The organism is Acinetobacter sp. CFCC 10889 (assembly GCF_003268395.1).
Classification (GTDB): domain Bacteria; phylum Pseudomonadota; class Gammaproteobacteria; order Pseudomonadales; family Moraxellaceae; genus Acinetobacter.
In genome coordinates this window covers 69,932-95,900 of sequence record NZ_LQXQ01000006.1, presented here as the reverse complement: position 1 = coordinate 95,900, position 25,969 = coordinate 69,932, and the positions used below count along the sequence as shown (strand labels likewise).

General features: G+C 38.2%; 17 protein-coding genes and 3 pseudogenes. 12 read left to right on the top strand and 8 right to left on the bottom strand.

The annotated features are described in order from the left end of the window. Positions 1–92 precede the first annotated feature (92 nt). From paaZ to AVJ19_RS03615, 6 genes are all read left to right on the top strand, one after another. Positions 93–2,207: a phenylacetic acid degradation bifunctional protein PaaZ gene (gene paaZ, locus AVJ19_RS03640; RefSeq protein ID WP_111858442.1), complete on the top strand. Its 2,115-nt coding sequence runs from the start codon at positions 93–95 to the stop codon at positions 2,205–2,207. Positions 2,208–2,689: 482 nt separating this feature from the next. Then, positions 2,690–3,391: a CoA transferase subunit A gene (locus AVJ19_RS03635; RefSeq protein ID WP_087552539.1), complete on the top strand. Its 702-nt coding sequence runs from the start codon at positions 2,690–2,692 to the stop codon at positions 3,389–3,391. A gap of 11 nt (positions 3,392–3,402) precedes the next feature. Further along, positions 3,403–4,056 (top strand): 3-oxoacid CoA-transferase subunit B, encoded by a 654-nt coding sequence (locus tag AVJ19_RS03630; RefSeq protein ID WP_111858441.1) that lies wholly within the window; start codon positions 3,403–3,405, stop codon positions 4,054–4,056. A 797-nt stretch (positions 4,057–4,853) separates the two neighbouring features. Beyond that, a complete protein-coding gene (locus AVJ19_RS03625; RefSeq protein WP_111858440.1) occupies positions 4,854–6,224 on the top strand; it encodes an MFS transporter in 1,371 nt (456 codons plus the stop codon). 20 nt (positions 6,225–6,244) lie between these two features. After that, complete coding sequence (locus tag AVJ19_RS03620; RefSeq protein WP_111858439.1) at positions 6,245–7,486, top strand: OprD family outer membrane porin; 1,242 nt, start codon at positions 6,245–6,247, stop codon at positions 7,484–7,486. A 373-nt stretch (positions 7,487–7,859) separates the two neighbouring features. Then, positions 7,860–8,273 (top strand): hypothetical protein, encoded by a 414-nt coding sequence (locus AVJ19_RS03615; protein ID WP_111858438.1) that lies wholly within the window; start codon positions 7,860–7,862, stop codon positions 8,271–8,273. Positions 8,274–8,349: 76 nt separating this feature from the next. Here the strand turns inward: AVJ19_RS03615 and AVJ19_RS03610 are convergent, their stop codons facing one another. Beyond that, positions 8,350–10,551 carry an OsmC domain/YcaO domain-containing protein gene (locus tag AVJ19_RS03610; RefSeq protein ID WP_111858437.1) on the bottom strand — a complete coding sequence of 734 codons (2,202 nt, stop codon included), beginning with the start codon at positions 10,549–10,551 and terminating at the stop codon, positions 8,350–8,352. Between the two features lie 326 nt (positions 10,552–10,877). Here AVJ19_RS03610 and antA point away from each other — a divergent pair, with 326 nt between their 5' ends. The 4 genes from antA (at position 10,878) to AVJ19_RS03590 (ending at position 15,427) form a co-directional block, all read left to right on the top strand. After that, positions 10,878–12,290 (top strand): anthranilate 1,2-dioxygenase large subunit, encoded by a 1,413-nt coding sequence (antA, locus tag AVJ19_RS03605; RefSeq protein WP_111858436.1) that lies wholly within the window; start codon positions 10,878–10,880, stop codon positions 12,288–12,290. Between the two features lie 2 nt (positions 12,291–12,292). Next, a complete protein-coding gene (gene antB, locus AVJ19_RS03600) occupies positions 12,293–12,784 on the top strand; it encodes an anthranilate 1,2-dioxygenase small subunit (RefSeq protein WP_111858435.1) in 492 nt (163 codons plus the stop codon). Positions 12,785–12,795: 11 nt separating this feature from the next. Then, positions 12,796–13,827: an anthranilate 1,2-dioxygenase electron transfer component AntC gene (gene antC / locus AVJ19_RS03595; RefSeq protein ID WP_111858434.1), complete on the top strand. Its 1,032-nt coding sequence runs from the start codon at positions 12,796–12,798 to the stop codon at positions 13,825–13,827. 253 nt (positions 13,828–14,080) lie between these two features. Continuing rightward, positions 14,081–15,427 (top strand): MFS transporter, encoded by a 1,347-nt coding sequence (locus AVJ19_RS03590; RefSeq protein WP_111858433.1) that lies wholly within the window; start codon positions 14,081–14,083, stop codon positions 15,425–15,427. A gap of 347 nt (positions 15,428–15,774) precedes the next feature. On the opposite strand, the pseudogene AVJ19_RS03585 reads toward AVJ19_RS03590, so the two are convergent. Then, positions 15,775–16,762 (bottom strand): annotated as a pseudogene (locus AVJ19_RS03585) (AraC family transcriptional regulator). A gap of 269 nt (positions 16,763–17,031) precedes the next feature. Further along, positions 17,032–17,945, bottom strand: a pseudogene (locus AVJ19_RS22435) (LysR substrate-binding domain-containing protein). A gap of 352 nt (positions 17,946–18,297) precedes the next feature. On the opposite strand from AVJ19_RS22435, the gene AVJ19_RS03575 reads away from it, so the two are divergent. Both AVJ19_RS03575 and AVJ19_RS03570 read left to right on the top strand, forming a co-directional pair. Beyond that, positions 18,298–18,735, top strand: a complete 438-nt coding sequence (locus AVJ19_RS03575) for a DUF2147 domain-containing protein (protein WP_111858432.1) — start codon at positions 18,298–18,300, stop codon at positions 18,733–18,735. Positions 18,736–18,838: 103 nt separating this feature from the next. After that, positions 18,839–19,879 (top strand): LD-carboxypeptidase, encoded by a 1,041-nt coding sequence (locus AVJ19_RS03570; RefSeq protein WP_111858431.1) that lies wholly within the window; start codon positions 18,839–18,841, stop codon positions 19,877–19,879. A gap of 54 nt (positions 19,880–19,933) precedes the next feature. On the opposite strand, the gene AVJ19_RS03565 is transcribed toward AVJ19_RS03570, so the two are convergent. From AVJ19_RS03565 to mmsB, 5 genes and pseudogenes are all read right to left on the bottom strand, one after another. Beyond that, positions 19,934–20,983 carry an enoyl-CoA hydratase/isomerase family protein gene (locus tag AVJ19_RS03565; protein WP_111858430.1) on the bottom strand — a complete coding sequence of 350 codons (1,050 nt, stop codon included), beginning with the start codon at positions 20,981–20,983 and terminating at the stop codon, positions 19,934–19,936. 13 nt (positions 20,984–20,996) lie between these two features. Next, the gene (locus AVJ19_RS03560) at positions 20,997–21,770 is read right to left on the bottom strand and encodes an enoyl-CoA hydratase (RefSeq protein WP_111858429.1); all 774 of its coding nucleotides are present in this window, start codon (positions 21,768–21,770) and stop codon (positions 20,997–20,999) included. 295 nt (positions 21,771–22,065) lie between these two features. Continuing rightward, positions 22,066–23,192 (bottom strand): annotated as a pseudogene (locus tag AVJ19_RS03555) (acyl-CoA dehydrogenase family protein). Between the two features lie 120 nt (positions 23,193–23,312). Continuing rightward, positions 23,313–24,971, bottom strand: a complete 1,659-nt coding sequence (locus AVJ19_RS03550; RefSeq protein ID WP_111858428.1) for an AMP-binding protein — start codon at positions 24,969–24,971, stop codon at positions 23,313–23,315. A gap of 85 nt (positions 24,972–25,056) precedes the next feature. After that, positions 25,057–25,947, bottom strand: coding sequence for a 3-hydroxyisobutyrate dehydrogenase (mmsB, locus tag AVJ19_RS03545; protein WP_111858427.1), 891 nt, complete (start codon positions 25,945–25,947; stop codon positions 25,057–25,059). Between the last annotated feature and the right edge of the window lie 22 nt (positions 25,948–25,969).

The following is a 25,969-nucleotide window of genomic DNA, read 5'->3' as shown; positions in this document are numbered from 1 at the left end:
GAAAAATATTTGACAATTTAAAAATAAAGGAACAAATTATGAATCATCAAAATTAAAAATTTATGTAAAACGTATCATAAAAGGAGTTAGCCATGCTTGAGCTAGATGCAGGATCAAATCCAACCGAGCACAATGCAGATCACGATGCTTCCACACAAGCATCTGACGTGAAAAAATTAAGTTCTTTGGTTTATGGACAGAACTTTATTGCACAAAATGAGTTCCGTACTGTTTACCATGCCATTACAGGTGATGCGATTTATCAAGTCAGCAGCCAAGGCATCGACACCAAAGCTATTGTTGAGTTTGCAAAAAGCAAAGGTTCAGCGATTGCCAATCTGACGTTCCATGAACGTGCCAATGCTTTAAAACAAGTGGCGCAGTACCTACTTGAACGCAAAGAAAATTATTATGAACTTGCAAAAGCCACAGGCTGTACCCGTAAAGATGCTTGGATTGATGTCGAAGGCGGAATCGGTACTTTATTTGCCTACTCAAGTTTAGTCCGCCGTGAACTGAGCGATGAAACTGCTCTCGTTGAAGATGCATGGATTCCATTGTCTAAAAATGGCACCTTTGGCGCAAAACATATCCTCAGCCCGAAAGCAGGTGTTGCGGTACACATTGACGCTTTTAACTTCCCGATTTGGGGAATGTTGGAAAAAATCGCACCAACCCTTTTGGCAGGTGTGCCATGTATCGTCAAACCTGCGACAGAAGGCGCAGAAATGACCCATGCTGTAGTTGCTGATATTTTGGCAAGTGGCTTCTTACCTGAAGGTGCTTTACAGCTGATCTGTGGTCAGACTTATGATTTATTTGAACATTTAAATGCACAAGATACCGTAACCTTTACAGGTTCAGCCTCTACAGGTCAAAAATTACGTGCACATCCACATTTAAATCAATATTCAATTCCTTTCAGCATGGAAGCGGATTCGGTGAATAGTGCGATCTTGACTGAACAAGCCAATGACGAAACCATCGACCTATTTGTACGTGAAGTTTTCCGTGAAATGACCACCAAAGCAGGTCAAAAATGTACTGCGATTCGTCGTGCTTTTGTTCCTGCAAATTTGTTGGATACTGTACAAAGCCGTTTGGTTGCGAAGCTACAAAAAGTCGTGGTCGGTAATCCTGAACTTGAAAATGTCACCATGGGTGCGTTGGCGAGTGTTAAACAAAAACATGATGTGGCTGAAAGAGTTGAACAACTCAGCCAAGATGCTGAAATTGTTTTGGGTAGCCATTTACGTCAAGACTTTAATATTATTGCAGAACACCCTGAAAATGGTGCGTTCTATCCACCTACAGTTTTAGTGTGTAAATCACCAAACGAAGCCCAAGCCATTCACCAAGTTGAAGCATTTGGTCCTGTGGTCACTTTAATGCCTTATCACAATCTTGCCGAATTGGCACAGTTAGTGGCAAAAGGTGAAGGTAGTTTAGTTGCATCTGTAGTTCGCAATGCGGATGAAAATGTTGAACAAATCATTGCCAAAATTGCACCGTGGCATGGTCGCGTACATGTCCTTGATGCTGAAAATGCCAAAGAAAGTACAGGTCATGGTTCACCACTTCCATTGCTTGTGCATGGTGGTCCGGGACGTGCAGGTGGCGGTGAAGAATTGGGCGGTTTACGTGCAGTAAAACATTATATGCAACGCACTGCGATTCAAGGTTCACCAAATGCGATGACCCAAATCGGACACAGTTGGACGATTGGTTCGCAAGTGTTTGAAGATCGTGTTCATCCATTCAAAAAATCATTTGATGAACTGCGTGTTGGTGAACGTTTATTAACAGCTCGTCGTACGGTGACTGAAGCAGATATTGTGAATTTTGCCTGTTTGAGTGGTGATCACTTCTATGCGCACATGGACAAAATCGCTGCGGCAGATTCACTGTTCGGTGATCGTGTTGCGCATGGTTACTTTATCGTTTCAGCAGCGGCAGGTTTATTTGTCGATGCTGCACCGGGTCCTGTGATTGCCAACTATGGTATGGACAACTTACGCTTTGTCGAACCTGTGAAAATTGGTGACACCATTCAAGTGGAACTGACTTGTAAGCAAAAAACACCAAAACCATTGCGTGATCCTGAACAAAAACCGCATGGCGTGGTGGTTTGGGACATTAAAGTCAAAAACCAACGCAATGAATTGGTCGCAACTTACGACATTTTAACTCTTGTAAATCGCGACTAAAGTTGTGTGATTTAATGTTTTTTAATCCTCCCCTTGCGGAACATGTTCCTCACCTTTAAAAAAGGAGGGATGAGTAGCACTGCTACGCAAGATTACTAGAATTGATTTCAGTCGTGGTCTGTTCCCCTCTTTATCAAAGATGAGCAGTCAAGCTGTGTAAGTGGGTAATGCAAGTCAGTTAAGGTTTTTAAATCCTCCCCAACCCTCCTTTAAAAAGGAGGGAGTTCCATTACTGAATTTATTTCAGTTGCGGTCTGTTCCCCTCTTTTTCAAAGAGGGGTTAGGGGAGATTTTAAGAATCTATCCAATAATTTTGCTTAACTGATCAGCATTAGTGCAAATGGGAAGATTTTAAAAATTGATCAAAATATTTAATTAAATTTTCCATCCTTTTAAAGGTAAAGAAATTTCAATTCACAGCACCATTGATAAAAGGCACCTTTCCAAATATGGATTTTGGAGCATCATTGAAGGATTTCAAAATGAATAAAGTCTATCCAAATAGTCAGGCAGCACTGTTTGATATTGTTCAGGACAATATGCTGATTGCTGTCGGTGGTTTCGGTTTATGTGGCATTCCTGAGTTACTTATTCAAACCTTACGTGACTCCAATGCCCAACAACTGACTTGCATTAGTAATAATGCAGGCATCGACGGCATCGGTTTAAGTTTATTACTTGAATCACGCCAAGTGAAAAAAATGATTTCCTCTTATATTGGTGGCAATAAAGAATTTGAACGCCAATACCTCGCAGGTGAACTCGAAGTCGAACTCACACCACAAGGTACATTGGCTGAAAAATTACGTGCCGCAGGCGCAGGAATCCCTGCTTTTTATACCAAAACAGGTGTAGGAACAGCGGTACAAGAAGGCAAAGAAGTCCGTAATTTTAACGGACAAAATTATCTACTCGAAGAAGCACTAAATGCTGATCTTGCTTTGGTTAAAGCCTATAAAGCGGATAAAGCAGGCAACTTAGTGTTCCGCAAAACTGCCCGCAATATCAACCCTGACTGTGCGATGGCAGCCAAACTCACCATCGTAGAAGTAGAAGAATTGGTGGAAATTGGAGAATTAGATCCGGATGATATTCACCTCCCCGGTATTTATGTCGATCGTATCGTGGTTAATCCAAATCCAAACAAACACATTGAAATTCGAACCGTCAAAAGTGCTGCATAAGGAATACGCTCATGGCTTGGACACAAGAACAAATGGCACAACGTGCTGCACAAGAGTTACACGATGGCGATTATGTCAATTTAGGTATCGGTTTACCGACATTGGTGGCGAATTATATCGACCCTGAACTGCACATTTGGTTGCAATCTGAAAATGGTTTATTGGGTATTGGCGAGTTTCCGCTTGAGGAAGACGTTGATGCAGATTTGATCAATGCAGGCAAACAAACCGTCACCACCAAATCAGGCGCATCATTTTTCTCAAGCTCTGACTCATTTGCCATGATCCGAGGTGGTCATGTCGATGTGGCAATTTTGGGTGCAATGCAAGTGTCTAAAACAGGTGATATTGCGAATTGGATGATTCCGGGACATAAAGTCAAAGGCATGGGTGGCGCAATGGACTTGGTCGCAGGCGCTAAAAAAATTGTGGTGATGATGCAACATTACAATAAAAATGGTGAAGCCAAAATTTTAGATCAATGCACACTCCCCTTAACAGGACAAGGCGTGGTCAGCCGAATCATCAGTAATTATGGTGTATTTGATATTATTGACAATACAGTACGTATTGTTGAACTTGCGCCTGACATCAGTCTTGAAGAAGTCATTCAAGCTACAGGTACGACTTTAATTTATGACGAAACTACGTTAGATGCTGCTTAGTTTCTTGATGTTACTAATTATCGCTAAAATTAAAAATAAAAGGTGGAATAAGGGTATTCAAAATACAACCTCTCCCTACCCCTCACTTACGCCTCATTTTAAAGCAGTGCTTTAAAACTTGCTCAGGAGATAGAACTCTTAATAATGGAAGTCCCTTCTCCCTTTGGGATGAGGAGGTAACTCCGCAAGAGGATGAGGGCTTTTAAATAAAAACCTCTCCCTCTTGCGAAACTATGTTTCTCATCCTGAAAGGAGAGGGAACCTTCAATATTGGTTCAGATCTTGCCGAAACTAACTTTCGCAAGAGGTCTAATTATTTTGAAGTACGGCACATCAGTCTCGTAGGAACTTCATTACTCATTATAGAACTATGATTGGCATACACACTAACACCAATGCGATGTATTAAAAACACATCCATTTCCTCCCCTAGATAAAAGACCTTTTATCTAGGCTTTTTTGCGATTAAAACAATAAAATATGATACATTTTTAAATATTAAAAATTATTCTTACATCATATTATTTTAAATAAACAACACTTTTCAATAAATTAAAAACAGTAAATTATTGATATATAAATTTTATTTAAAAATAAAACCCAATAAAACAAAGTTCATAAATTTATTTAAAAGATACAATTTTAAATAAATATTATTTTAGGTGTATCTTTTTGAAAATTATTAAGCATAATTAAATAAATTGATTCATGACGAATCATGGCGACAAGGATATGGTTCCAATCAAAAACTAAAAAATAGATTGAAGCCGCTCGCACAAGACAAAAAAGGAAATGCTATGGAAAATTCTCAAGTAGAACTGCACAGCCCGACGCTTGCATTACCCCATGCGTCACGTACCCGTAAAATCGCAATGGCAACCATCGTCGGTACCACCATCGAATGGTACGACTACTTTATCTATGCCGCAGTTGCAGGCTTAGTCTTCAATCAACTGTTCTTTAAACCTGCAGGACCTGTCTTTGCAACCCTATTGGTTTTTGCATCGGTGGGAATCAGCTTCATTTTCCGTCCTTTTGGTGCATTCATCGCAGGCTATTTCGGCGATAAATTTGGACGTAAAACTGTACTTGCCATCACCTTGATCATGATGGGCGGTACCACAACATTGATTGGTCTATTACCGACCTATGACAGCATCGGCATTGCTGCACCGATCATTTTGATTTTACTGCGAATCTTACAAGGCATCTCCGCAGGTGGTGAATGGGGTGGCGCAGTGTTGATGGCAGTTGAACATGCACCGACTGAAAAACGTGGACTGTTCAGCTCGTTCCCACAACTTGGCGTTCCACTTGGTTTATTGCTTGCATCTTTGGTCCTCGTGGTCATGACAGGCTATGTATCACCGGGTGAAGAATTTATGGCGTGGGGTTGGCGCATTCCATTTCTATTGAGTATTTTACTGTTCGCTTTGGGTTATTGGATTCGCCGTTCAGTTGAAGAAAGCCCGATTTTTGAAGAATTAAAGCAAAAAGGCACGACTCAAAAACCAATCCGTGAATTGTTTGGTCAATACAAAAAAGTCATTTTCAGTTCAGCACTGTTGATCGCAGGAACAACTGCACTAGGCTACATGACTGCGGGTGGTTTCATCCAAAGCTTTACCACCAATCCAAAAGGTTTAAACCTCGACCGCCCGACCATTCTTGGTTTAGTCAGTATTTCAGCGGTAATTTGGACATTCTTCACTTGGTTGTCAGCCGTTCTTTCTGACAAATTTGGACGTAAACCGATTTATATCGTGGGTTCAATCATCCAAGTCATTACTGCGCTTGCACTATTTTCATTGATCAGTACAGGTAACTACGGCTTGATCATGTTGGGCTTGGCACTTTTATCTATGGGTATCGGTATCACCTACGGCGTACAAGCAGTTTTCTACTCAGAACTGTTCCCTGCTTCGATTCGTTTCTCCGGTATTTCAATTACCTATGCGATTGGCTCGATCATCGGTGGTGCATTTGCCCCGCTCATCGCAGCAGCACTTATTGGTAAAGTAAATGGAATTTATTTGGTCAGTGCTTATTTGACTGTAATGTCAGTGATTGCATTCCTTGCGATTTGTATTTTCAAAGATCGTACAGGCATCGCACTCGAACCTGATGCAGAAGACGTTCAAAAACAATCGCCTTTCATTTGGAAATAAACTTAAGTCAAGGATGCCTTATGTTAAAAAAACGCTCATTTTCAACACTTTTTTCCGCACTGATGCTGATCAATGGCTGTGCCATGATGCAACAACTCCATGCAGAAGATGAATGGAAATTCACCCTGAAAAATGCCTATATCGACCGTAATTTTGATCAGTCAAATGTCAAAGATACAGGCAGTTGGTCGCAAGGTGCGTCATTATTTTACACTTCAAAATTTTATGACACACCACTACAGATTTTAGATCAGCCGATCCAAATCGGTGTCGATGGTTCGGTGCAATATGCAGTCCGCCTCAGCAACGATAAGCATGTAGATGATACGGTGCTGCCTTTTGATCCGATCAAAAAAGAACAAGCCGATGATTATTTAAAATACGGTGGAACGCTGAAACTGAAATATGATCAGGCAGAACTGCGTGTTGGGGAATTGTGGCTGAATTTACCGATGACCACCGTCGACACAAGTCGTCAGCTACTCACCACCTATCAAGGGGTAAATTTAAAATTTCCTGTGATGGAAAAATTAAAAGTTGAACTTGGACATGTCACTCGTAATTCACCACGAAATAAGGAAGATTTCTATAAATTTTCTTATACGCAAAATGGGGTAAAACACTATTCAGATGGCTTGGACTACATCAACTTTGTCTATGATGTAAATAAAGATTTGAATGTGAATTACTACTATGGGCATTTGGATAATTTATATGACAAACATTATTTAGGTGTCGAACATAAATATCCGATTGCTGAAAATATCGCACTCCATTCCAAATTGCGCTATTTTAATTCACAGGACAATAGCAGTGCATTAGACATCGACAGTCAAAACATCGGCCTGTTGGAAACGGTAAAAGTAAAAAATCATAGTATTGGCGTAGGCTATCAGCAGATCGTGGGCGATGCCTACCCTTTACCCGATGGTTTTTTACCTGAGTTGTATTTTATCAATTGGAATGTCACCGGCTTTTTCAAGAAAAATGAAAAATCTTGGCACTTCATCTATGGTTATGATTTTAAAGACTATGTACCTGGTCTGACGAGTACTGCCAAATATGCCATGGGCGATGATATTAAAATGGCAAATGGACAGGAAAATAAGGAATCTGAGTTTAACTTATTTACAAGTTATACCTTCCAACAACCGATGCTCAAAGGTTTTTCGATACAACATTTATTTGCCAAATATGATCAAGATCATGGCAATGACTTTGTGGAAAATCGTTTCTTTATCAATTATCAACGTAAGTTTTAAGCCGATGTAAAATATGAGCAACTGCATCAACATGATGTTGTAAATCAGTTGCTCATAAAACAATTCAATAACGATCTGTGCACTTATCTTCATAAAAATATGTTTAGAATCCTGATTACAATTTCAGCGTTTCTATCACATTTTAAGCTCAATATTTCAATGCAAATGTGACTATGCCAACCAAGAATAGATCTTCATCGACCTTTACAACAGAATAGAACCATCGCTTATCACAACCTCATCTACACCTATTTGCGACATTTTTATGATCGTAAGCTCAATAATTTTTCTTTATAATAACAAATCAATTTAAATGAAAATCTATTCCTCATATCATCAGAATATTCAATTAAAACAAGGATGAAAAAGAAAAATGCAACAACAAATTAAAGACGGCTTAATTTTTCATGATGAAGACAATCCACATGAAAAAATCATTTTCAATTTTTATACTTGGGTCAGAATTGTAGAAGCAAGCATCGTGAAATATGCACATAAAACCCTACAAGAAGCGCAGCAACTTGTCGCTGAATCAGGTGTTTGTCAGTATCCTGTTAAGAGTGCTTTAAGCGCTGCAATGATTTCCCATGATTATGAATACCATTGGGCAATGTTTCTTGCCTATGGGAATCATTATTGGGAACGCGGCATTTCTTCTGATTTACCCGACAATTATTATGATTGGGTGGAGCAGTATTGTCTCGAACAAGGCTTAGCACCGAGTAGTTTTATTTTTTATAATGATGAATTAGATCATGAAGATTGGACAATTCCTGATTTAAATTAAATCTTTAATGCGCTCATTACAAAAAAATAAACGCCCGATTGGACGTTTTATTGATAGATCCATCTAAAATAACTTTTTAAGAAGCTGCAACAAATTTTGCACGTGCTGCATGCAATTTTTTATAGCTGTCGATCAAACGTAAATGACGATCTAAACCCTCAAGTTGCATATTGGTTTCAGTTAAACCATAGAAACGAATGCTACCATCCATGGAGCCAATCACCGCATCCATACGTTCATCACCAAACATACGGCGGAAATTGTGCTCATAATCATTTAAATCTAAGCCTTCATCTTCATCCAGTTCAACTTCCAATACCACATTTAAACATTGATAGAACAAACCACGTTCAACTGTATTGGTATTGTATTGTAAGAATTGTTCGACCAATTCTTTGGCTTGTTCAAACTCTTGCAGGGCGATGTAAATTAATAATTTAAGTTCAAGAACAGTCAATTGTCCCCATACTGTATTGTCATCAAATTCAATCCCGATCAAGGTCACGATATCTGTATAATCATCGACTTCGACTTCTTCTAAACGCTCAACCAAAGCTTCAAGCTGTTCTTCATCCAAACGGTGAATATTTAAAATATCCTCACGGAAGTCCAAAGCTTTATTGGTATTGTCCCAAATCAAATCTTCAACCAAATAAATTTCAGAATAATCAGGCACTAAGATACGGCAAGCAGTTGCACCCAAATGCTGATACACCGCCATATAAGCATCTTTACCCATATCTTCTAAAATGCCAAACAAGGTTGCAGCTTCGGCTTCATTGTCACCATTGCCCGTAAAATCCCATTCCACAAAGTCATAATCTGACTGCGAACTAAAGAATTTCCATGACACCACACCACTTGAATCAATAAAATGTTCTACAAAATTATTCGGCTCAGTGACCGCATTGCTGCTAAAAGTTGGCTTTGGTAAGTCATTCAAACCTTCAAAACTACGTCCTTGTAGTAGCTCCGTTAAACTACGTTCTAAGGCAACTTCAAGTTTTGGATGTGCACCAAAAGAGGCAAAAACACCACCTGTACGTGGATTCATGAGTGTTACACACATCACTGGATATTTTCCACCAAGTGATGCATCTTTCACTAAAACAGGAAAACCTTGTTCTTCTAAGCCTTTGATCCCTTCCACAATACGTGGATATTTTGCCAAAACCGCTTCAGGTACATCGGGTAATGCAATTTCACCTGCAATAATATCCCGTTTAACTGCACGTTCAAAAATTTCAGACAAACATTGTACTTGTGCTTCCGCTAAAGTATTGCCTGCACTCATCCCATTGGAAAGATATAAATTTTCAATCAAGTTAGATGGGAAATAGACTGTTTCACCATCCGACTGGCGTACAAATGGTAATGAGCAAATACCACGAGCTTTATTGCCTGAGTTCGTGTCGTATAAATGTGTGCCTAAAAGTTCATTTTCAGGATCATAAATTTCACGGGTATAATCATCTAAAATTTCAGTTGGTAATTCGCCATTTGCTCCCACTTGAAACCATTTTTCATCTGGGTAATGTACAAATTCAGCATTGGCAATGTCTTCACCCCAAAACTGATCGTTATAGAAAAAATTACAGTTTAAACGCTCAATGAATTCACCCAAAGCCGATGCAAGCGCACTTTCTTTGGTTGAGCCTTTACCATTGGTAAAACACATTGGCGACTGCGCATCACGAATATGTAACGACCACACATTCGGTACAATATTACGCCATGAAGAAATTTCAATTTTCATGCCCAAACCAGCCAAAATCGCAGACATATTGGCAATGGTTTCTTCTAAAGGCAGATCTTTTCCTGCAATAAATGTCGTACTTTCTTTGGCTAAATCAGGCATGAGCAAGGCTTGTGCATCTGCATCAATGCTTTCGACTTCTTCAATAACAAACTCAGGTCCTGTTTGAATGACTTTCTTAACCGTACAACGGTCAATTGAACGCAAAATGCCTTGACGGTCTTTGTCTGAAATGTCCGCAGGCAATTCAACTTGAATTTTAAAAATTTGTTTATAGCGGTTTTCAGGATCAACAATATTGTTTTGTGATAGGCGAATATTATCGGTAGGAATATCACGTGCAGCACAATAGACTTTAACAAAATACGCAGCGCATAAAGCGGATGATGCTAAAAAATAGTCAAATGGACCGGGTGCAGAACCATCACCTTTATAGCGAATCGGCTGATCAGCAATCACCGTGAAGTCATCAAACTTCGCCTCTTGTCGAAGATTGTCGAGATAATTGACTTTGATTTCCATGTGAGCACCTAAAGCTTTTATGTGTATTTACAAACACATAAATTGCAAAATATTTAAATCAGTCGAATTGTAGCAATTGACTAAAAACAGAAAAACGAGCTGACCAATGAAGATTGAATATTTCAATTGATCTCACTCGAAAAGAATGGACACTATTATAAAGGGATTTTGGACAGTTGATAATGTTTGTCTGTAATTCCTGATGATTTTGCTTAAATTTTCAATAAATGCACTTATAGGATAGAGAAACGGAAAAAGTGGATAGAGCCCAAGGTCTGATTCGGGTTTCAATCATCTCAAAGATGTATTGAAATGGAGAATAACGAATGGAAGCTCGCAATACTGCCCAATGGCAAGAATTTGTTAATAATTGTTTGGATTTCCGTCCTGAAGATGGCGTGTATCGCATTGCTCGTGAAATGTTCACAGAAGCAGAATTATTTGACTTAGAAATGGAGCATATTTTCGAAAAAGTATGGATCTATGCCTGTCACGAAAGTGAAATTCCAAATAATAATGACTTTGTAACGGTACAAATCGGTCGCCAACCGATGATCATCAGCCGTGATGGTTCAGGTCAACTGCATGCCCTTGTCAATGCCTGCGAGCATCGTGGCGCAACCTTGACCCGTGTGGCAAAAGGCAATAAATCAACTTTTACCTGTCCGTTCCATGCTTGGTGTTATAAATCAGATGGTCGTTTGATCAAAGTTAAAGGTCCAAGCGAATATTGTGATGATTTTGATAAATCAGCACGTGGTCTAAAACAAGGTCGTATTGAAAGCTATCGTGGCTTTGTATTTGTGAGCCTTGATACTCAAGCAACAGATAGCCTAGAAGAATTCTTAGGTGATGCTAAAGTATTTTTGGACTTGATGGTAGAACAATCACCAACAGGCGAACTTGAAGTTTTACAAGGTAAATCTGCTTATACTTTTGCAGGCAACTGGAAACTACAAGATGAAAATGGTTTAGATGGCTACCATGTCAGTACAGTTCATTATAACTATGTGTCTACCGTACAGCATCGTCAACAAGTGAATGCTGAAAATGGTCAAGATATGGACACGCTTGATTATAGTAAATTAGGCGCAGGTGATGGCGACACAGATGATGGTTTCTTTAGCTTTAAAAATGGTCACAGCGTTTTATTTAGTGACATGCCAAACCCAACAGTACGTCCGGGTTATGAAACAGTCATGCCGTATTTGGTTGAAAAATATGGTGAAGATCGTGCTAAATGGGCAATGCATCGCTTACGTAATTTGAACTTATACCCTAGCCTATTCTTTATGGATCAGATCAGTTCGCAATTGCGTATTGTTCGTCCTGTGGCATGGAACAAAACGGAAGTGATTAGCCAATGTATCGGGGTAAAAGGTGAATCTGCTGAAGCCCGCCGTAACCGTATTCGTCAATTTGAAGATTTCTTTAATGTATCAGGCTTAGGTACACCAGACGATTTGGTTGAATTTAGAGAACAACAAAAAGGTTTCCAAGCCCGTTTAGAGCGTTGGAGTGATATTTCACGTGGTCATCACAATTGGAACTACGGCACAAGTAAAAATGCTGAGATTCTTGGGATTAAGCCTGTAATTACAGGGCGTGAAATTACCCATGAAGGCTTATATGTCAACCAGCATGGGCATTGGAGAAAACTACTCCTTGATGGTTTAAATAAAAGTGCTTTGAAAATGCATGACATTACGTTCCAACACGCAGAAACTGAGGAGATCTAAGCATGAACATGGAATTAACCTTTGCTGTGACTCAGTTTTTAAACCAAAAATCTGAATATTGTGATAATTTTCAATGGAATGAGTATTTAGAACTGTATGATGAAGACAGCCTTTATCACATTCCACAATGGATCGATGACCATACTTATGTGACTGATCCAAACCAAGGTATGTCTTATATTTACTATGAAGATCGTACAGGTCTAGAAGATCGAGTCTTCCGTATCGAAACAGGCAAAGCGGCATCTGCAACCCCCTTGCCACGTACTGCACATTTTATTAGCAATGTTCGTGTGAAAGAATTGGCAGATGGTTTGATTGAAGCCAAAGTCGTTTGGCAAACGCTATACAATCGTCAAGGTTTAGAAGGTTGTTTCTACGGTCATGCCACTTATACTTTACGTCAAACTGAAGACAGTTTCCGCATTCGCAAACAACATACAGTGTTGCTGAATGACAAAATTGATTCTGTTTTAGACTTCTACCACGTTTAAGGAGTTTTAAAATGGGACATTCTGTCGCACTGAATTTTGCAGATGGTAAAACATTTTTTATCTCTGTCAATAATGAAGAATTATTACTCGATGCTGCGATTCGTCAAGGCATTAACCTACCACTCGACTGCCGTGAAGGCGTCTGTGGTACCTGTCAGGGACAATGTGAAACTGGCATTTATGAACAAGAATATGTCGATGAAGAAGCGCTCAGCGCACGTGATTTGGCTGAACGAAAAATGTTGGCATGTCAAACCCGCGTACAGTCGGATGCCGCTTTTTTCTTTGATCATGATTCAAATATTTGTAATGCAGGTGATACTTTAAAAATTGCTGCAACAGTCACAAAAGTTGAGTTAGTGTCTGAAACCACAGCAATTTTACATGTCGATGCAAGCAGTCATACACAGCAATTGCAGTATTTGGCTGGACAATATGCACGTTTGCAAATTCCAGATACAGATGAATGGCGCTCATATTCATTTGCCAATCGCCCAAATGCAAACAACCAATTGCAATTTTTAATTCGATTATTGCCTGATGGCGTGATGAGTAATTACTTACGTGATCGCTGTCAAGTCGGACAAACCATTGTGATGGAAGCACCTTTGGGCAGTTTCTATTTACGAGAAGTTGAAAAACCGCTGGTATTTATCGCAGGTGGTACAGGGCTTTCAGCATTTTTAGGCATGTTAGACAACCTTGCTGAACAGCAAAACCCACCAAAAATCGAGCTGTTTTATGGGGTAAATAAAGAAGTTGACTTATGTGAACAGCAACGTTTACAAGACTATGCCACTAAAATTGCCAACTTTAATTATCATCCGATTGTCACCCAAGCCACAGAAACATGGTCTGGAAAAACTGGATTTATCCATGAACATTTAAATAAAGATCAACTGGCTGAACAGGCTTTTGATATGTATTTATGTGGTCCACCACCGATGATCGAAGCTGTAAAAACATGGTTAGACGCTGCTGCGTTAAGTAACTTTAAGATTTATAGTGAAAAGTTTTTATCCAGCAATACTGTTAAAGCTTAATTTATAAATTCTGATGAACTACTCTCCTTTTCGAGGGAGAGTGCTTCACGTTAAATATTTGGAAATATCTGGAATATATTTTGAGTGAAATCAATGGAAAAGTTCACTAAAAATATTTTCAATAAGCACCCAATGCTAAAAATAGATAAATAATTTTAATTGAATCAAGTGGTTTTAAGTCAATAGTCATCGATATTGAATAAACATTATCGTGAATCAACACAATCGATTTTCAATTATTAAGGGAATAATTATGCAAACAATCGATGTTAATACGGTCATCGACCGTGACAAACTCTCGCCATTACAATGGTTGGTGTTTTTCCTCGGCTTTTTGGTGTTCTTCTGCGATGGATTAGACACCGGTATTATCGGCTTTGTTGCGCCGTCTTTACTCGATGCTTGGGGCATCACCAAACCACAACTCGCGCCTGTACTCAGTGCTGCCTTAGTGGGCATGTCCATTGGTGCAATCATTTCAGGACCTCTTGCTGACAAGTTCGGTCGTAAAAAAGTCATTGTCAGCACCACGCTACTTTTTGCCCTTTTTACCATTTTGTGTGGTTTTGCAACCTCGACCAATGATCTGATGATCTATCGTTTTATTACAGGGATTGGTTTAGGTGCAGCCATGCCCAATATCAGTACCATTGTTTCTGAATATATGCCAAGCAAACGCAAAGCCTTTCTGACAGGTATTGCGGGTTGTGGTTTTATGCTTGGGATTTCTTGCGGTGGCGTATTGTCTGCCTTTTTATTAGAAAGTTTAGGTTGGGCGAAAGTCATTATTATTGGTGGGATTATTCCTGTAATTCTGGTTGTATTTTTAATGTTAAAATTGCCAGAATCTACTCAATATCTCGTCAAGAAAAATCAGACTGCTCAAGCAAAAAGTATTTTAGAGAAAATTCAAGGTCAGCCTTTTGCATCCGATGTCCAATTTAAACTTGCTGCTACCGAAACCAACAACACAGATGAAAGCCCAGTTAAGCAAGTATTAGGAAAATACTTATGGGGATCAAGCATGTTATGGCTCTGCTGTTTCATGAGTTTATTGGTGTTTTATCTGTTGACCAGTTGGATGCCAACCATCTTAAAAACAGCAGGTTTCAGCACACAACAATTTAGTTTAATTGCGGCAATTTTCCCATTTGGTGGCGTGATCGGTGCAACGATTATGGGCTACTACATGGACAAAACCAACCCAACCAATGTGATTAAATACTCGTATTTCCTTGCATTTTTACTATTCCTTTTAACAGGATTCGTCAGCTCAAATATTCTCCTGTTTGGTATTAGCATTTTCCTTATTGGTGCTCTACTTGCAGGTGCACAGTCATCATTATTACCATTATCTGCGATCTTCTATCCATCGACTTGTCGTGCAGTCGGTGTATCATGGATGCATGGTATTGGTCGTGTTGGTGCGATTTTAGGTGCATTCTTCGGTTCACTCATCTTCACCTTTGAACTCAGTCTGAGTGGGATTTTCTATGTCTTGGCGATCCCGACATTGATTTCATTCATTGCGCTTAGCTTAAAAGTAATGGGTGAAAAATCAAAGAATAAACAAGCAATGAATTCACGTGAACTCGCATAATCAGCATAGCAAAAACCTGTTCTTTTCAAATAACAGGTTTTTTTATAATCAAAAAATTACAAGAAAAATAATCTTATACGATTCTATCAACGTTGGATAATATAAATTAAAGGTTTGCACAGACTCAACTTATATTGACAAGTTTAAATTTCTTTGCGTAGTCAATGCCTCACTTTTGAAGGATCAAAAGTGACAAAAATCCTTTGTTGGACAAAGGGGATATCCATATCGCCCTTGTCCAACGGCGACATCCATGTCGCCTCACGATAGCAACACCACGTTTAAAGTAAATGGTGTAGAAAAGCAAAAGAGGCTAATTTATATAAAGTTAATTTAACAGATTGGTATTAATTGAATGCTGATTTTGCTTTGGTTTCACTTGGATTTTCACCAAACTCTTCACGATATTCTTGCGAAAAACGGCTTAAATGACTAAAGCCCCAATCATAAGCCAATTTTGAAATCGAAAGCTCTTGCTGTTGGCAGGCACTTAAAATTTGATAAATTTTTTGCAACCGATATTTTTTTAAAAATGCAATCGGACTAGTACCATAATAATGCTGAAACTGTTCATACAACTTGGTTTTTGATACACCTGCAATATTCAAAATCATTTCAGCTGTAATATTTTCTTGTGCATGTTCAATTAAAAATTGTTTTACTTTTTGAATATAAATTGGCTCAGCAGAATCTGCCAAACTGCGTAAAGCATCAGAAAAATTATTTTCCTGAGACAACAATAATGCTTTAATCAAAAAACTTTCATAATCCTCAGAAAATAAATGTAAACCATAAAACCCTTTATATTGTGCTTTAACCACCATAAAATTTTGAATATTTGACCACCATGCAGCAACCATCTGATCCATACCCAAATTCATCATCGGATTAAAAACAATATGTTCATGGATAGGACGATTAAGTAAATCTGATAACACCAATTGCATACTTTTTTCAGGAATGACCACTTGTAATTTCTTGCAATTTTTATCAATAAATAAATCTTGAGAATCATTATTAGAAACAATTAAGCCTTGTTTTTCATTGGATTGGTGCAGTTCACCACGAATATTGAGTGATTGTGATCCATGTAGTGGCAAACTAATACTATAGGATTTGAGCTGTGAAATATTAATCGCAACATTTGCCCCATACTGAATACAGCCAATGGTCATCTGCTTTTTCGGCAAACGCAGTCCATCATACTGAAAGTCCAAAGTATCTCGATAGGTCGTTTCTAAATGATGTGCACCACAAATTTGGGACATTAAATTGCGCAAAATCTGCTTGTTTTGTATCATGTTTTAAATCTGAATGTTGGCTAAATGATTGCATTTTCCTTGCACCTCGCTGAGGTTTTTTAATCCTTTGTTGTCTAATTCAAAATATTTTCAATTTAAACAACTTAAATATCATTTTGGCTTTGCTGAATAATTCGTATTTTTAGATATAATTCCTGATAAAAATAGTCTACTTTATTAAAGCTGAAAAAATAAAAAAAGTTAATAGATAGAATGACATAATTTCATACTTTAAAAGTATATAATATATTGAGGGATGTACATGACTTTGGATCAAAACAACACATCATCATAAAGTACAGATCAAAAATATTGCATTCTATTATATTGAATGCCTTCTAAATCATAGACTTGATATACACAATCAAAAAATGCCTTAAGATCTTCTGTGCACTGTTCTTTGCGGATTGCCATTACTACATGGCTCATGGCATTTTGATCTAAAATCGGAATAAATTTTAAATTAGTTAAATAAATATTTTTCGCACTTGCAGGCACAATCACCATGCCATCACCTGCTGCGGCAAAACCACATGCGAGTGCCATTTCTCGCACATACCGTACCTGTGTTGGTCTTAAATTTTGTTCTGCAAATAAAGCCTGTATCTGGTGTGAAAATTTGGTTGATCATTTTTAGGATAAAAGATCAAATCTTGATCGACCAATTCTTTAAAAAAAATACCTTCTTTACGTGCTAAAGGATGTCCTGCATGAATTGCCAATACCAAAGCTTCATCACGTAGTTTGGTACGAATAATATCTGGATCATCAAAATCAACCCGACCAAAACCAATATCAATCTGCCTGTTTTTTAATGCCGCCACTTGTTCAATGGAGGATAATTCGACCAGCTCGATTTTTAAATGTGTATTGCGTTGTTTAAATAAAAAAATAATTTTAGGTAAATAACTAAATAATAATGAACCCACAAAACTTAAAGTAATTGTCCGATCAATAATCCCGATTTTTTGGTCATACTTTTTAATTCATCGGCTTGATTTAATAATTGTAAAGCATGATTATAAAAAAAAATGACCCGCTTCAGTTGTTACTAAAGGGCGGCTGCCTCTTTCAAATAACTGAATACCAAGTTCACTTTCTAGATTTTGGATTTGGCGACTTAAAGGTGGCTGTGCAATAAATAATTTTTCAGCAGCTTTAGTAAAACTTTGTTCTTCAACCACTGCCACAAAATATTTTAAATGTCTAAGCTCCATACCAATATTCCCTGTATAAAATCCAAAAATAAACCATCTTAAATTTATTTAAGTTGCACAGAAGAATAACTTATTTTAAATATGAAGAAAATTTTATTTAGTTAAAGTGGATCATCAGTACAGAAATTTAAATAAAACTTGAAATCATTAACTATTTGAAAATTATATTTTTATTTTATATCGTGAATTAACTTTTAAGAACATTTCTTTTTAATTTACTTACATCTTAAAATCGTATAAAAACACAGCAAATACAATTTTTATATATTCACTTTCAAAAAGTAACAACGATCAAATCAAATAGCACAAAATATTTCATACAATATTCCTATCACTTTATAAGAGATTAACAATGAAAATTCATTTAGGTTTACTGACTGTATTTATAATCTCTACACAGAGTTATGCAGCTGATCCATTACATGGTACGCTCTGGAAAACGATTGATGATAAAACACAAAAACCAATGTCACTTGTGCAATTTAAAGAAAATAGTAATGGCACATTATCTGCAAGCATTCAAAAAGTTTTTGAACCCAGTCAGGCACAAAAATGTACAAAATGTGTCGGTAAATATCAAAATAAACCTTTAATTGGGATCAATATTATTTCCAATCTAAAAAGTTCGGGTCATTTCAAATACACAGGTGGCAATATTACAGATCCACAAACAGGTAAAACGTATAAATTTAATGCAAGTTTATCTGAAAATGGGCAAATTTTAAAAGGACGAGGCTTTATTGGTGTATCAGCACTTGGTCGCTCGCAAACTTGGCTACGGGTCAATTAGTATTTTAAGTAAATGAAATTGTTTAATTTATGCAATTTATCTAACTGTGATGCAGATAATTTGCATACAATTCTGTTTTTACAATAAAGTCGACCTAGACATGATGAAAAGTTTGAAAATTATCTCCTCATTGGCAATTTCACTCTACTTTTCGATTTCTTTTTCACATGCTAAAGACACCATTTATCTCATTTCCAGTTCATCTGCCTATGATGAAAGTTATATTCCAAAAATAACCAAAGCCTTTCAAAATAAAGGCTTTGATGTCAGCACCCAATATTTAAATCAACAACTTTCTGACTTTGGTTATGTTAATACTGACCATGAGCGAGCCAAAAATCTGATTCATGCTTTAAAAAATGATCAAGTAAAATATCTATGGTTTGTCCGTGGTGGTTCAGGTGCATTGAATTTATTACCAAAATTACATGCTGAAATTAGGCAGATCAAACACAGCACCCCGAAAGTTTTAATCGGTTTTAGTGATGTCACGGCGATTCATTACTTCGTCAATAATGAAATCGGTTGGAAAAGTATTCATGGCACAACTGCTGCCACGGGCAAAATCATGAATGCACCTATTGCAAATTCCATGGATATCGAGCTGCCATCATCTACAGAAAAAAATATACTCAATCCAGATGAAAATCAAAGTGATGTGGTCAATGAAATCTTTTCAATCATGCAAAATGGAGTGCATTATCAAGGTCTTTTACCCTTAAATCGCACAGCCAAACAGCATTTCTATGAAGGTACTTTAACGGGTGGCAATTTAACTTTGGTACAAACTTTATTTTCAACTCAATATGAACGCTCTTGGGACAATAAAATTTTATTACTTGAAGATATTAGTGTGACCTATAAACAGCTTGATCGTTTGTTACATCAAATTTTATTTAAGAAAGATTTTCATCCCAAAGCGATTGTCTTTGGACAGTTTTATCCTAGTAAAACCAATGATGGCGAACGTTTAATTTATAAAGAAGTCATCCGCACTTTTGCTGAACAAAGTAATATTCCAGTTTATTATTATCCTTATTTTGGGCATGGAAAAGTCAATAAACCATTTATTTTAGGTGGAAAAGCCCATATTGCCTGTCCACAAGATTCTGATTATTGCTCGATTTTTCAAGAAAAATTGTAATATTTAAGGTCAATAAAAAACCGAGTTGTATAAACTCGTTTTTATTTTAGATCATTAACCCAACTCAGCCAAAATTTTCTCTAAAACAGGACTTGATTGTTGCCACTTCGGTTGTTTGTCCTTATCCACAATGAGCGCACGCACACCTTCGACAATATCACCATGCTCAAACCATACATCCTGCAAATCACGTTCAATTTGCATACATTGTTGTAAAGACAAACCTCGCCCAATCTGTTGCAATTTTAAACTGGCTTGTTTTGCAGTGAGTGAACGCTGTTGTAAGGTGTTGAGCGTTTTACTTGCCCATTCTTGATGCTGCTCATCTTGTTCATTTTCAAGGCTTTGTTCAATTTCATGTAAATGTTCAAAACCAAAATGTTTACGAATATTTTCAGATACCAAACTCAGTTGGCTTTGTTCAGGACGAGTAATGAATTGAGCAATCACCTGCTGAACTTGTTCTTTATTCAACGTTTTTGCTTGGCTTAATGCCGTTTGCAATTCAGCTAATTTTTCACTTGGCACATGATAATCAATCAAATCTAAATGCAGTGCGTCACTACTACTGATCTGATCGCCTGTAGTCGCCATATACACCCCTATATCATCTAAACGTGATAGGAAATGTGTTGCTGCAACATCTGGGAAAAAACCAATCGCTGTTTCAGGCATGGCAAAACGTGATTTTTCACTGCTGACAATGATGTGACATGCCTGTGCTAAGCCAAAACCACCACCTAAAACATAACCATCTAAAAATACAATCACAGGTTTAGCATAGGCACGAATGACATTCAGCATGTCATACTCAGACTGAAAATATGCTTTATAATCTTCATTACCATTTTTATAACTATCATAGAGATAGCGAATATCACCACCTGCACAGAATGCTTTAGGGCTATTCGATTTGATCAAAACTGCTTGAATCGAATGATCATTTTGCCAAGCTTCAAGTTGTAGTTGAATGCCTTGAATCATCTCTAAAGACAGTGCATTGAGATTGGCAACACGGTCTAGGCTGATCACACCTAAAGCACCTTGTTGTTCAATATGTAAATTATTTTGCGAAGTATTTTGAATGGTATTTGCTGTGCTCATCATCGCATCCTTATTATTGATTTTTAAAGTGGGCTTGACGCTTTTCTACAAAAGCTTGCATGCCTTCTTTTTGATCTAAAGTTGCAAAAATCGAGTGGAATGTACGGCGTTCAAAACGTAAACCTTCAGCAAGGCTGACTTCAAAAGCACGATTAATTGATTCCTTGATCATCATCGTTGCAGCAAGTGATCTTTCAGCAATTTTTTCAGCAGCTTGTACCGTATGTGAAAGTAATTCTTCTTTGTTAAATACCTGTGCTACCAAGCCACTTTGTTCTGCTTCTGCTGCACCCATTTGACGTGCGGTTAAACACATTTCCATCGCTTTGGCTTTACCAATTGCAAGGGTCAGACGTTGTGTACCCCCAATCCCCGGGATTACACCCAAAGTCACTTCAGGCAAACCAAATTTGGCATTGTCTGCACAGTAAATAAAATCACACATCAGTGCCAACTCACAGCCACCACCCAGCGCATAACCACTCACCGCAGCAATTAATGGTTTACGACGTTGTGCAATACGATCTGCCAAATTGAAAAAATCATCAAAATAAATATTTGGGAAGGTTAAATTCGCCATTTCTTTGATGTCAGCACCCGCAGCAAAAGCTTTTTCTGAACCCGCAAGTACCATACAGCCAATGCTTTGATCTTTTTCTAAATCATCGAGTGCCGCATTTACTTCACTAATCAGTTGTGAATTTAAAGCATTCAAAGCTTTCGGTCGATTGAGTGTGATTAGACCCACGCCATTTTTCTTTTCTAATAAAATCGTTTCAAATTGCATTTTTTAATTCCTTTGTTTTTCATCCAATCTCTTATAGTTTACATAAAAACTAATCTGCGAAAGAAATTACCCGTATTTAAAAGATTAAATTACAATGTATTTACTATCGTGTAAGGCGACATGGATGTCGCCACTGTTGGGGCAAGGTTCAAGGATGAACCTCTGTCCCAACAAAGGATTTTTGATACTCTTACAGAATATATTCTTCATCCCTCAAAAGTATGGCATTACTTACGCAAATTAATCTAAATCTTACTGTAAAATGTAGCTACGCCTATAACATATATAAATGAGCTTATAAACTACGAGCAATCACCAAACGTTGAATGTCACTCGTCCCTTCATAAATCTGACAAATTCGTGCATCACGATAAATACGTTCGATAGGGAAATCTTTTAGATAACCATAACCACCATGAATCTGTAAAGCTGCTGAACAAACACGCTCAACCATTTCAGAAGAAAATAATTTCGCCATTGAAGCTTCATTTAAACAAGGCTGTCCTGCTTCTTTTAAACGTGCTGCATGATGCACAAGTTGACGTGCTGCTTCGATTTCAGTTGCCATACTGGCTAAACGAAATGCCACAGCTTGATGTTCAAAAATAGGCTTACCAAAAGTAATCCGCTCTTTGGCATATTTAGTCGCTTCTTCAAGTGCTGCACGTGCCAAACCTACTGCTTGTGCTGCAATCCCGATACGACCACCTTCCAGATTGGCTAAAGCAATTTTCAGACCTTCACCTTCTTTGCCAAGCATTAAACTTTCATGCACACGCACATCAGTAAGGGCAATTTGACAAGTATCTGATGCATGTAAACCCAGCTTTTCTTCAGTGCGAATCACTTCATAACCTTGCGTGTGGCGTGGTACGATAAATGCACTAATACCTTTTTTACCTGCACTTGGATCAGTCACAGCGAAAACAATAATTACCCCTGCATTATGCCCTGAAGTATAAATTGCTTTGCACCATTAATCACCCAATGATCTCCATCTTTGACCGCACGGGTTTTAATCGCAGCAGCATCCGAACCTGTATGTGGTTCAGTCAAAGCAAATGCACCAATCATTTCACCCTGTGCCAAAGGTTTTAAATATTTCTCTTTTTGTTCATCTGTACCAAATTTCGCAATCGGCACACAGCCGACTGAGTTATGCACACTCATAATGGTTGAAGTTGCACCATCTGCGGCTGCAACTTCTTCAAGTGCTAAGACATATGCGAGATTTCCTGTATCAGAACCACCCCATTGGTCTGAGATCAACATACCTAAAAAACCCAACTGTCCCATTTGTGACAATGCATCTTTGGGAAATGTACCCTGTTGATCCCATTCAGCTGCATTTGGCTTAATTTGCTCTTGTGCGAAACTTCTCGCCATATCTTGAATTAACAATTGTTCTTCGGTAAATTGCATCTCGTTTTCCCTTACATAATTTTTTGCTTTCATCGCATTTTTAACACATTATTTTTTATGCTGAATACACGATGAAAGTCTGATATTGCAATACTTTTACAGTTAAATGATCAATAAAAATTAACTTGCTTTACTTTCAGCCTGTTTGGCAATTTCCTGATTTCTCAATAAGAAACGTTGAATTTTTCCACTTGGTGTTTTCGGCAATTCAGTCACAAACTCCACTTGACGTGGATAAGCATGTGCCGAAAGACGTTTTTTAACAAATTGCCCCAATTGCTCCGCAAGCTCATCCGATGCAGTCATACCTTCAGCCAAAATAACAAAAGCTTTGACGATTTCAGTACGCTCAGGATCAGGCACACCCACCACAGCAGCTTCAATCACCGCATCATGTTCAAGTAAAGCACTTTCCACATCAAATGGACCAATACGATAGCCTGACGTTGTAATGACATCGTCACTACGACCAACAAAACTCATACTCCCATCTGCATGTAATTCTGCTGTATCACCTGTTAAATAATAATGCTTTAAAAATGGTGACTTACGACTTTCTTTATAACCACCAAACCACATCATCGGTGATTGTTCGATATCAACTGCTAAGATTCCTGGGGTATCTGCTGGAAGTTCATTACCTTCATCATCTACAACTGCAACACGATAGCCAGGACTTGCAAAACCAGCTGAACCGGCTTTGACATCATGACTTAAACCATGATGGTTACATACCACCATACCGACTTCAGTTTGCCCATAATGGTCAAAAATCGGGGCATCTAAGACTTGCTTAAACCAACGGAATACTTCAGGATTTAATGGCTCACCTGCACTACTCACCACACGGAATTTGCCTTTCAGTTGTGCCATTTGTGTTTGATCCGCTGCCATCATCATACGATATGCGGTTGGCGCACCTGCAAGATTAGTCACTTTATAGTCATTTACAATCTGACAAAGACTGTCGATGCTAAAACCACCTTCATAAAATAAAGTTGCATGACCCAATAACAACGGACCTGTGATGCCATAGTACAAACCATATGCCCAACCTGGATCAGCAATATTCCAAAAAGAATCTTCTTCTTTAAGACCAATCGCATCTTGCATATAGTTACCATAAGCAATCAAAGCTTTTAACGGTACTTCTAGTGGTTTTGCAGGACCTGTTGTACCTGAGGTAAACATCAATAAAAATGGTGCTTGAATATCTTGCATCACCAATTCACATTGGTCGGACTGGGCATTTACCACATCCCAAAAGTTTAAATCACCTTGTTGTACGCCATTCCCATCTCGATCCGCCACTGTCACGATTTGAGGGCAATCTGCTACCTCATCAAGTTTGCTACGATTACCAACATCAGAAATGACCAATTTACTTTTTGCCATTTGCACACGATGTTCGATGGCTTTTGGACCAAATGCAGTAAACAAGGGTTGATAGACTGCGCCAATGCGCCAAGCACCTAAAATCACGACCAGTAATTCTGCTGTTCTTGGCAATAAACCTGAAACACGATCACCTTTTTCCACACCTTGCGATTTAAGGAAATTAGCAAACTGACTAGACCATTGTTTCAGTTGGCTAAATGTATATTGTTCTTTACGTCCATCTTTGCCTTGCCAATACAAAGCAACTTTATTTTCATCTGCTTCTGCATGACGATCACAGCATTCATAGCTGGCATTAAGCTGCTCTAAACTGCCTGATAACATTTCTTTTGCAGCATGTTTTAAATCAAATGCTGTTGCTACATCCTGATAGTTCAACATTTTCTAACTCCGTCTAGATTTTTTGTTATTCATGACACGGGGAATGTGTTCTGCCATCCATAGGCGATTTAAGAAAGCTAAAAGCTTAGCTTTCTTGGGGTAAATATTGTTGAATAATACTTGAAAAATCCAATTGTGCATTACCCTGTAAGCAAAGTTGTTGGTACATTTGCTGCACTAAACCACCCAAAAGAATCGGTTGTTTAGCTTGTCCTGCTGCTTCAATCGCAAGACCCAAATCTTTCAGCATCAATTGTGTGGCAAAACCATCAGTATAACCACGACCTGCAGGTGCATTGGCTGAAATACCCGGCCACGGATTACAAACATCCGAACTCCAACAACGACCACTTGAACTATTGACCACACCTGCAAGGGCTTGCGGATCAATACCAAGTTTTGCACCAAGCGCCATACCCTCAGCAACGGCAGCCATTGAAATACCTAAAATCAAGTTATTACAAATTTTAGCGATTTGACCCGCACCCACATCACCACAATGTACAATGTTTTTACCCATGTGTTGTAAGACATTTTTTGCTTGTGCAAATACAGCATCATCACTACCCACCATAAAGGTTAATGTGCCTGCTTGCGCACCAATTGTACCGCCAGATACAGGAGCATCACAGATTTTAATGCCTTTTTCAGCGCCAACTGCGGCAATGTCTTTGATGCTTTGTGGGTCGATGGTACTACTATCAATACATAAGCTACCTGCTTTAAGGACTGACAAAACACCATTTTCACCCAAATAAACATCTTTGACATGCTTGGCAGCAGGCAACATACTGATCACAATATCTGCATCTTTGGCAGCAGCTTGTGGGCTTTCACAAAAAATCCCACCTGCCTCAGTAAAATGCTGAATTGCCACTTCACTCAGATCAAAACCTGTAACTTTCAAGCCTGCTTTGAGTAAATTTTGCGCCATTTTGCCGCCCATATTACCCAAACCGATAAAAGCAATATTCATCCTTGAACTCCTGTATTTTTAT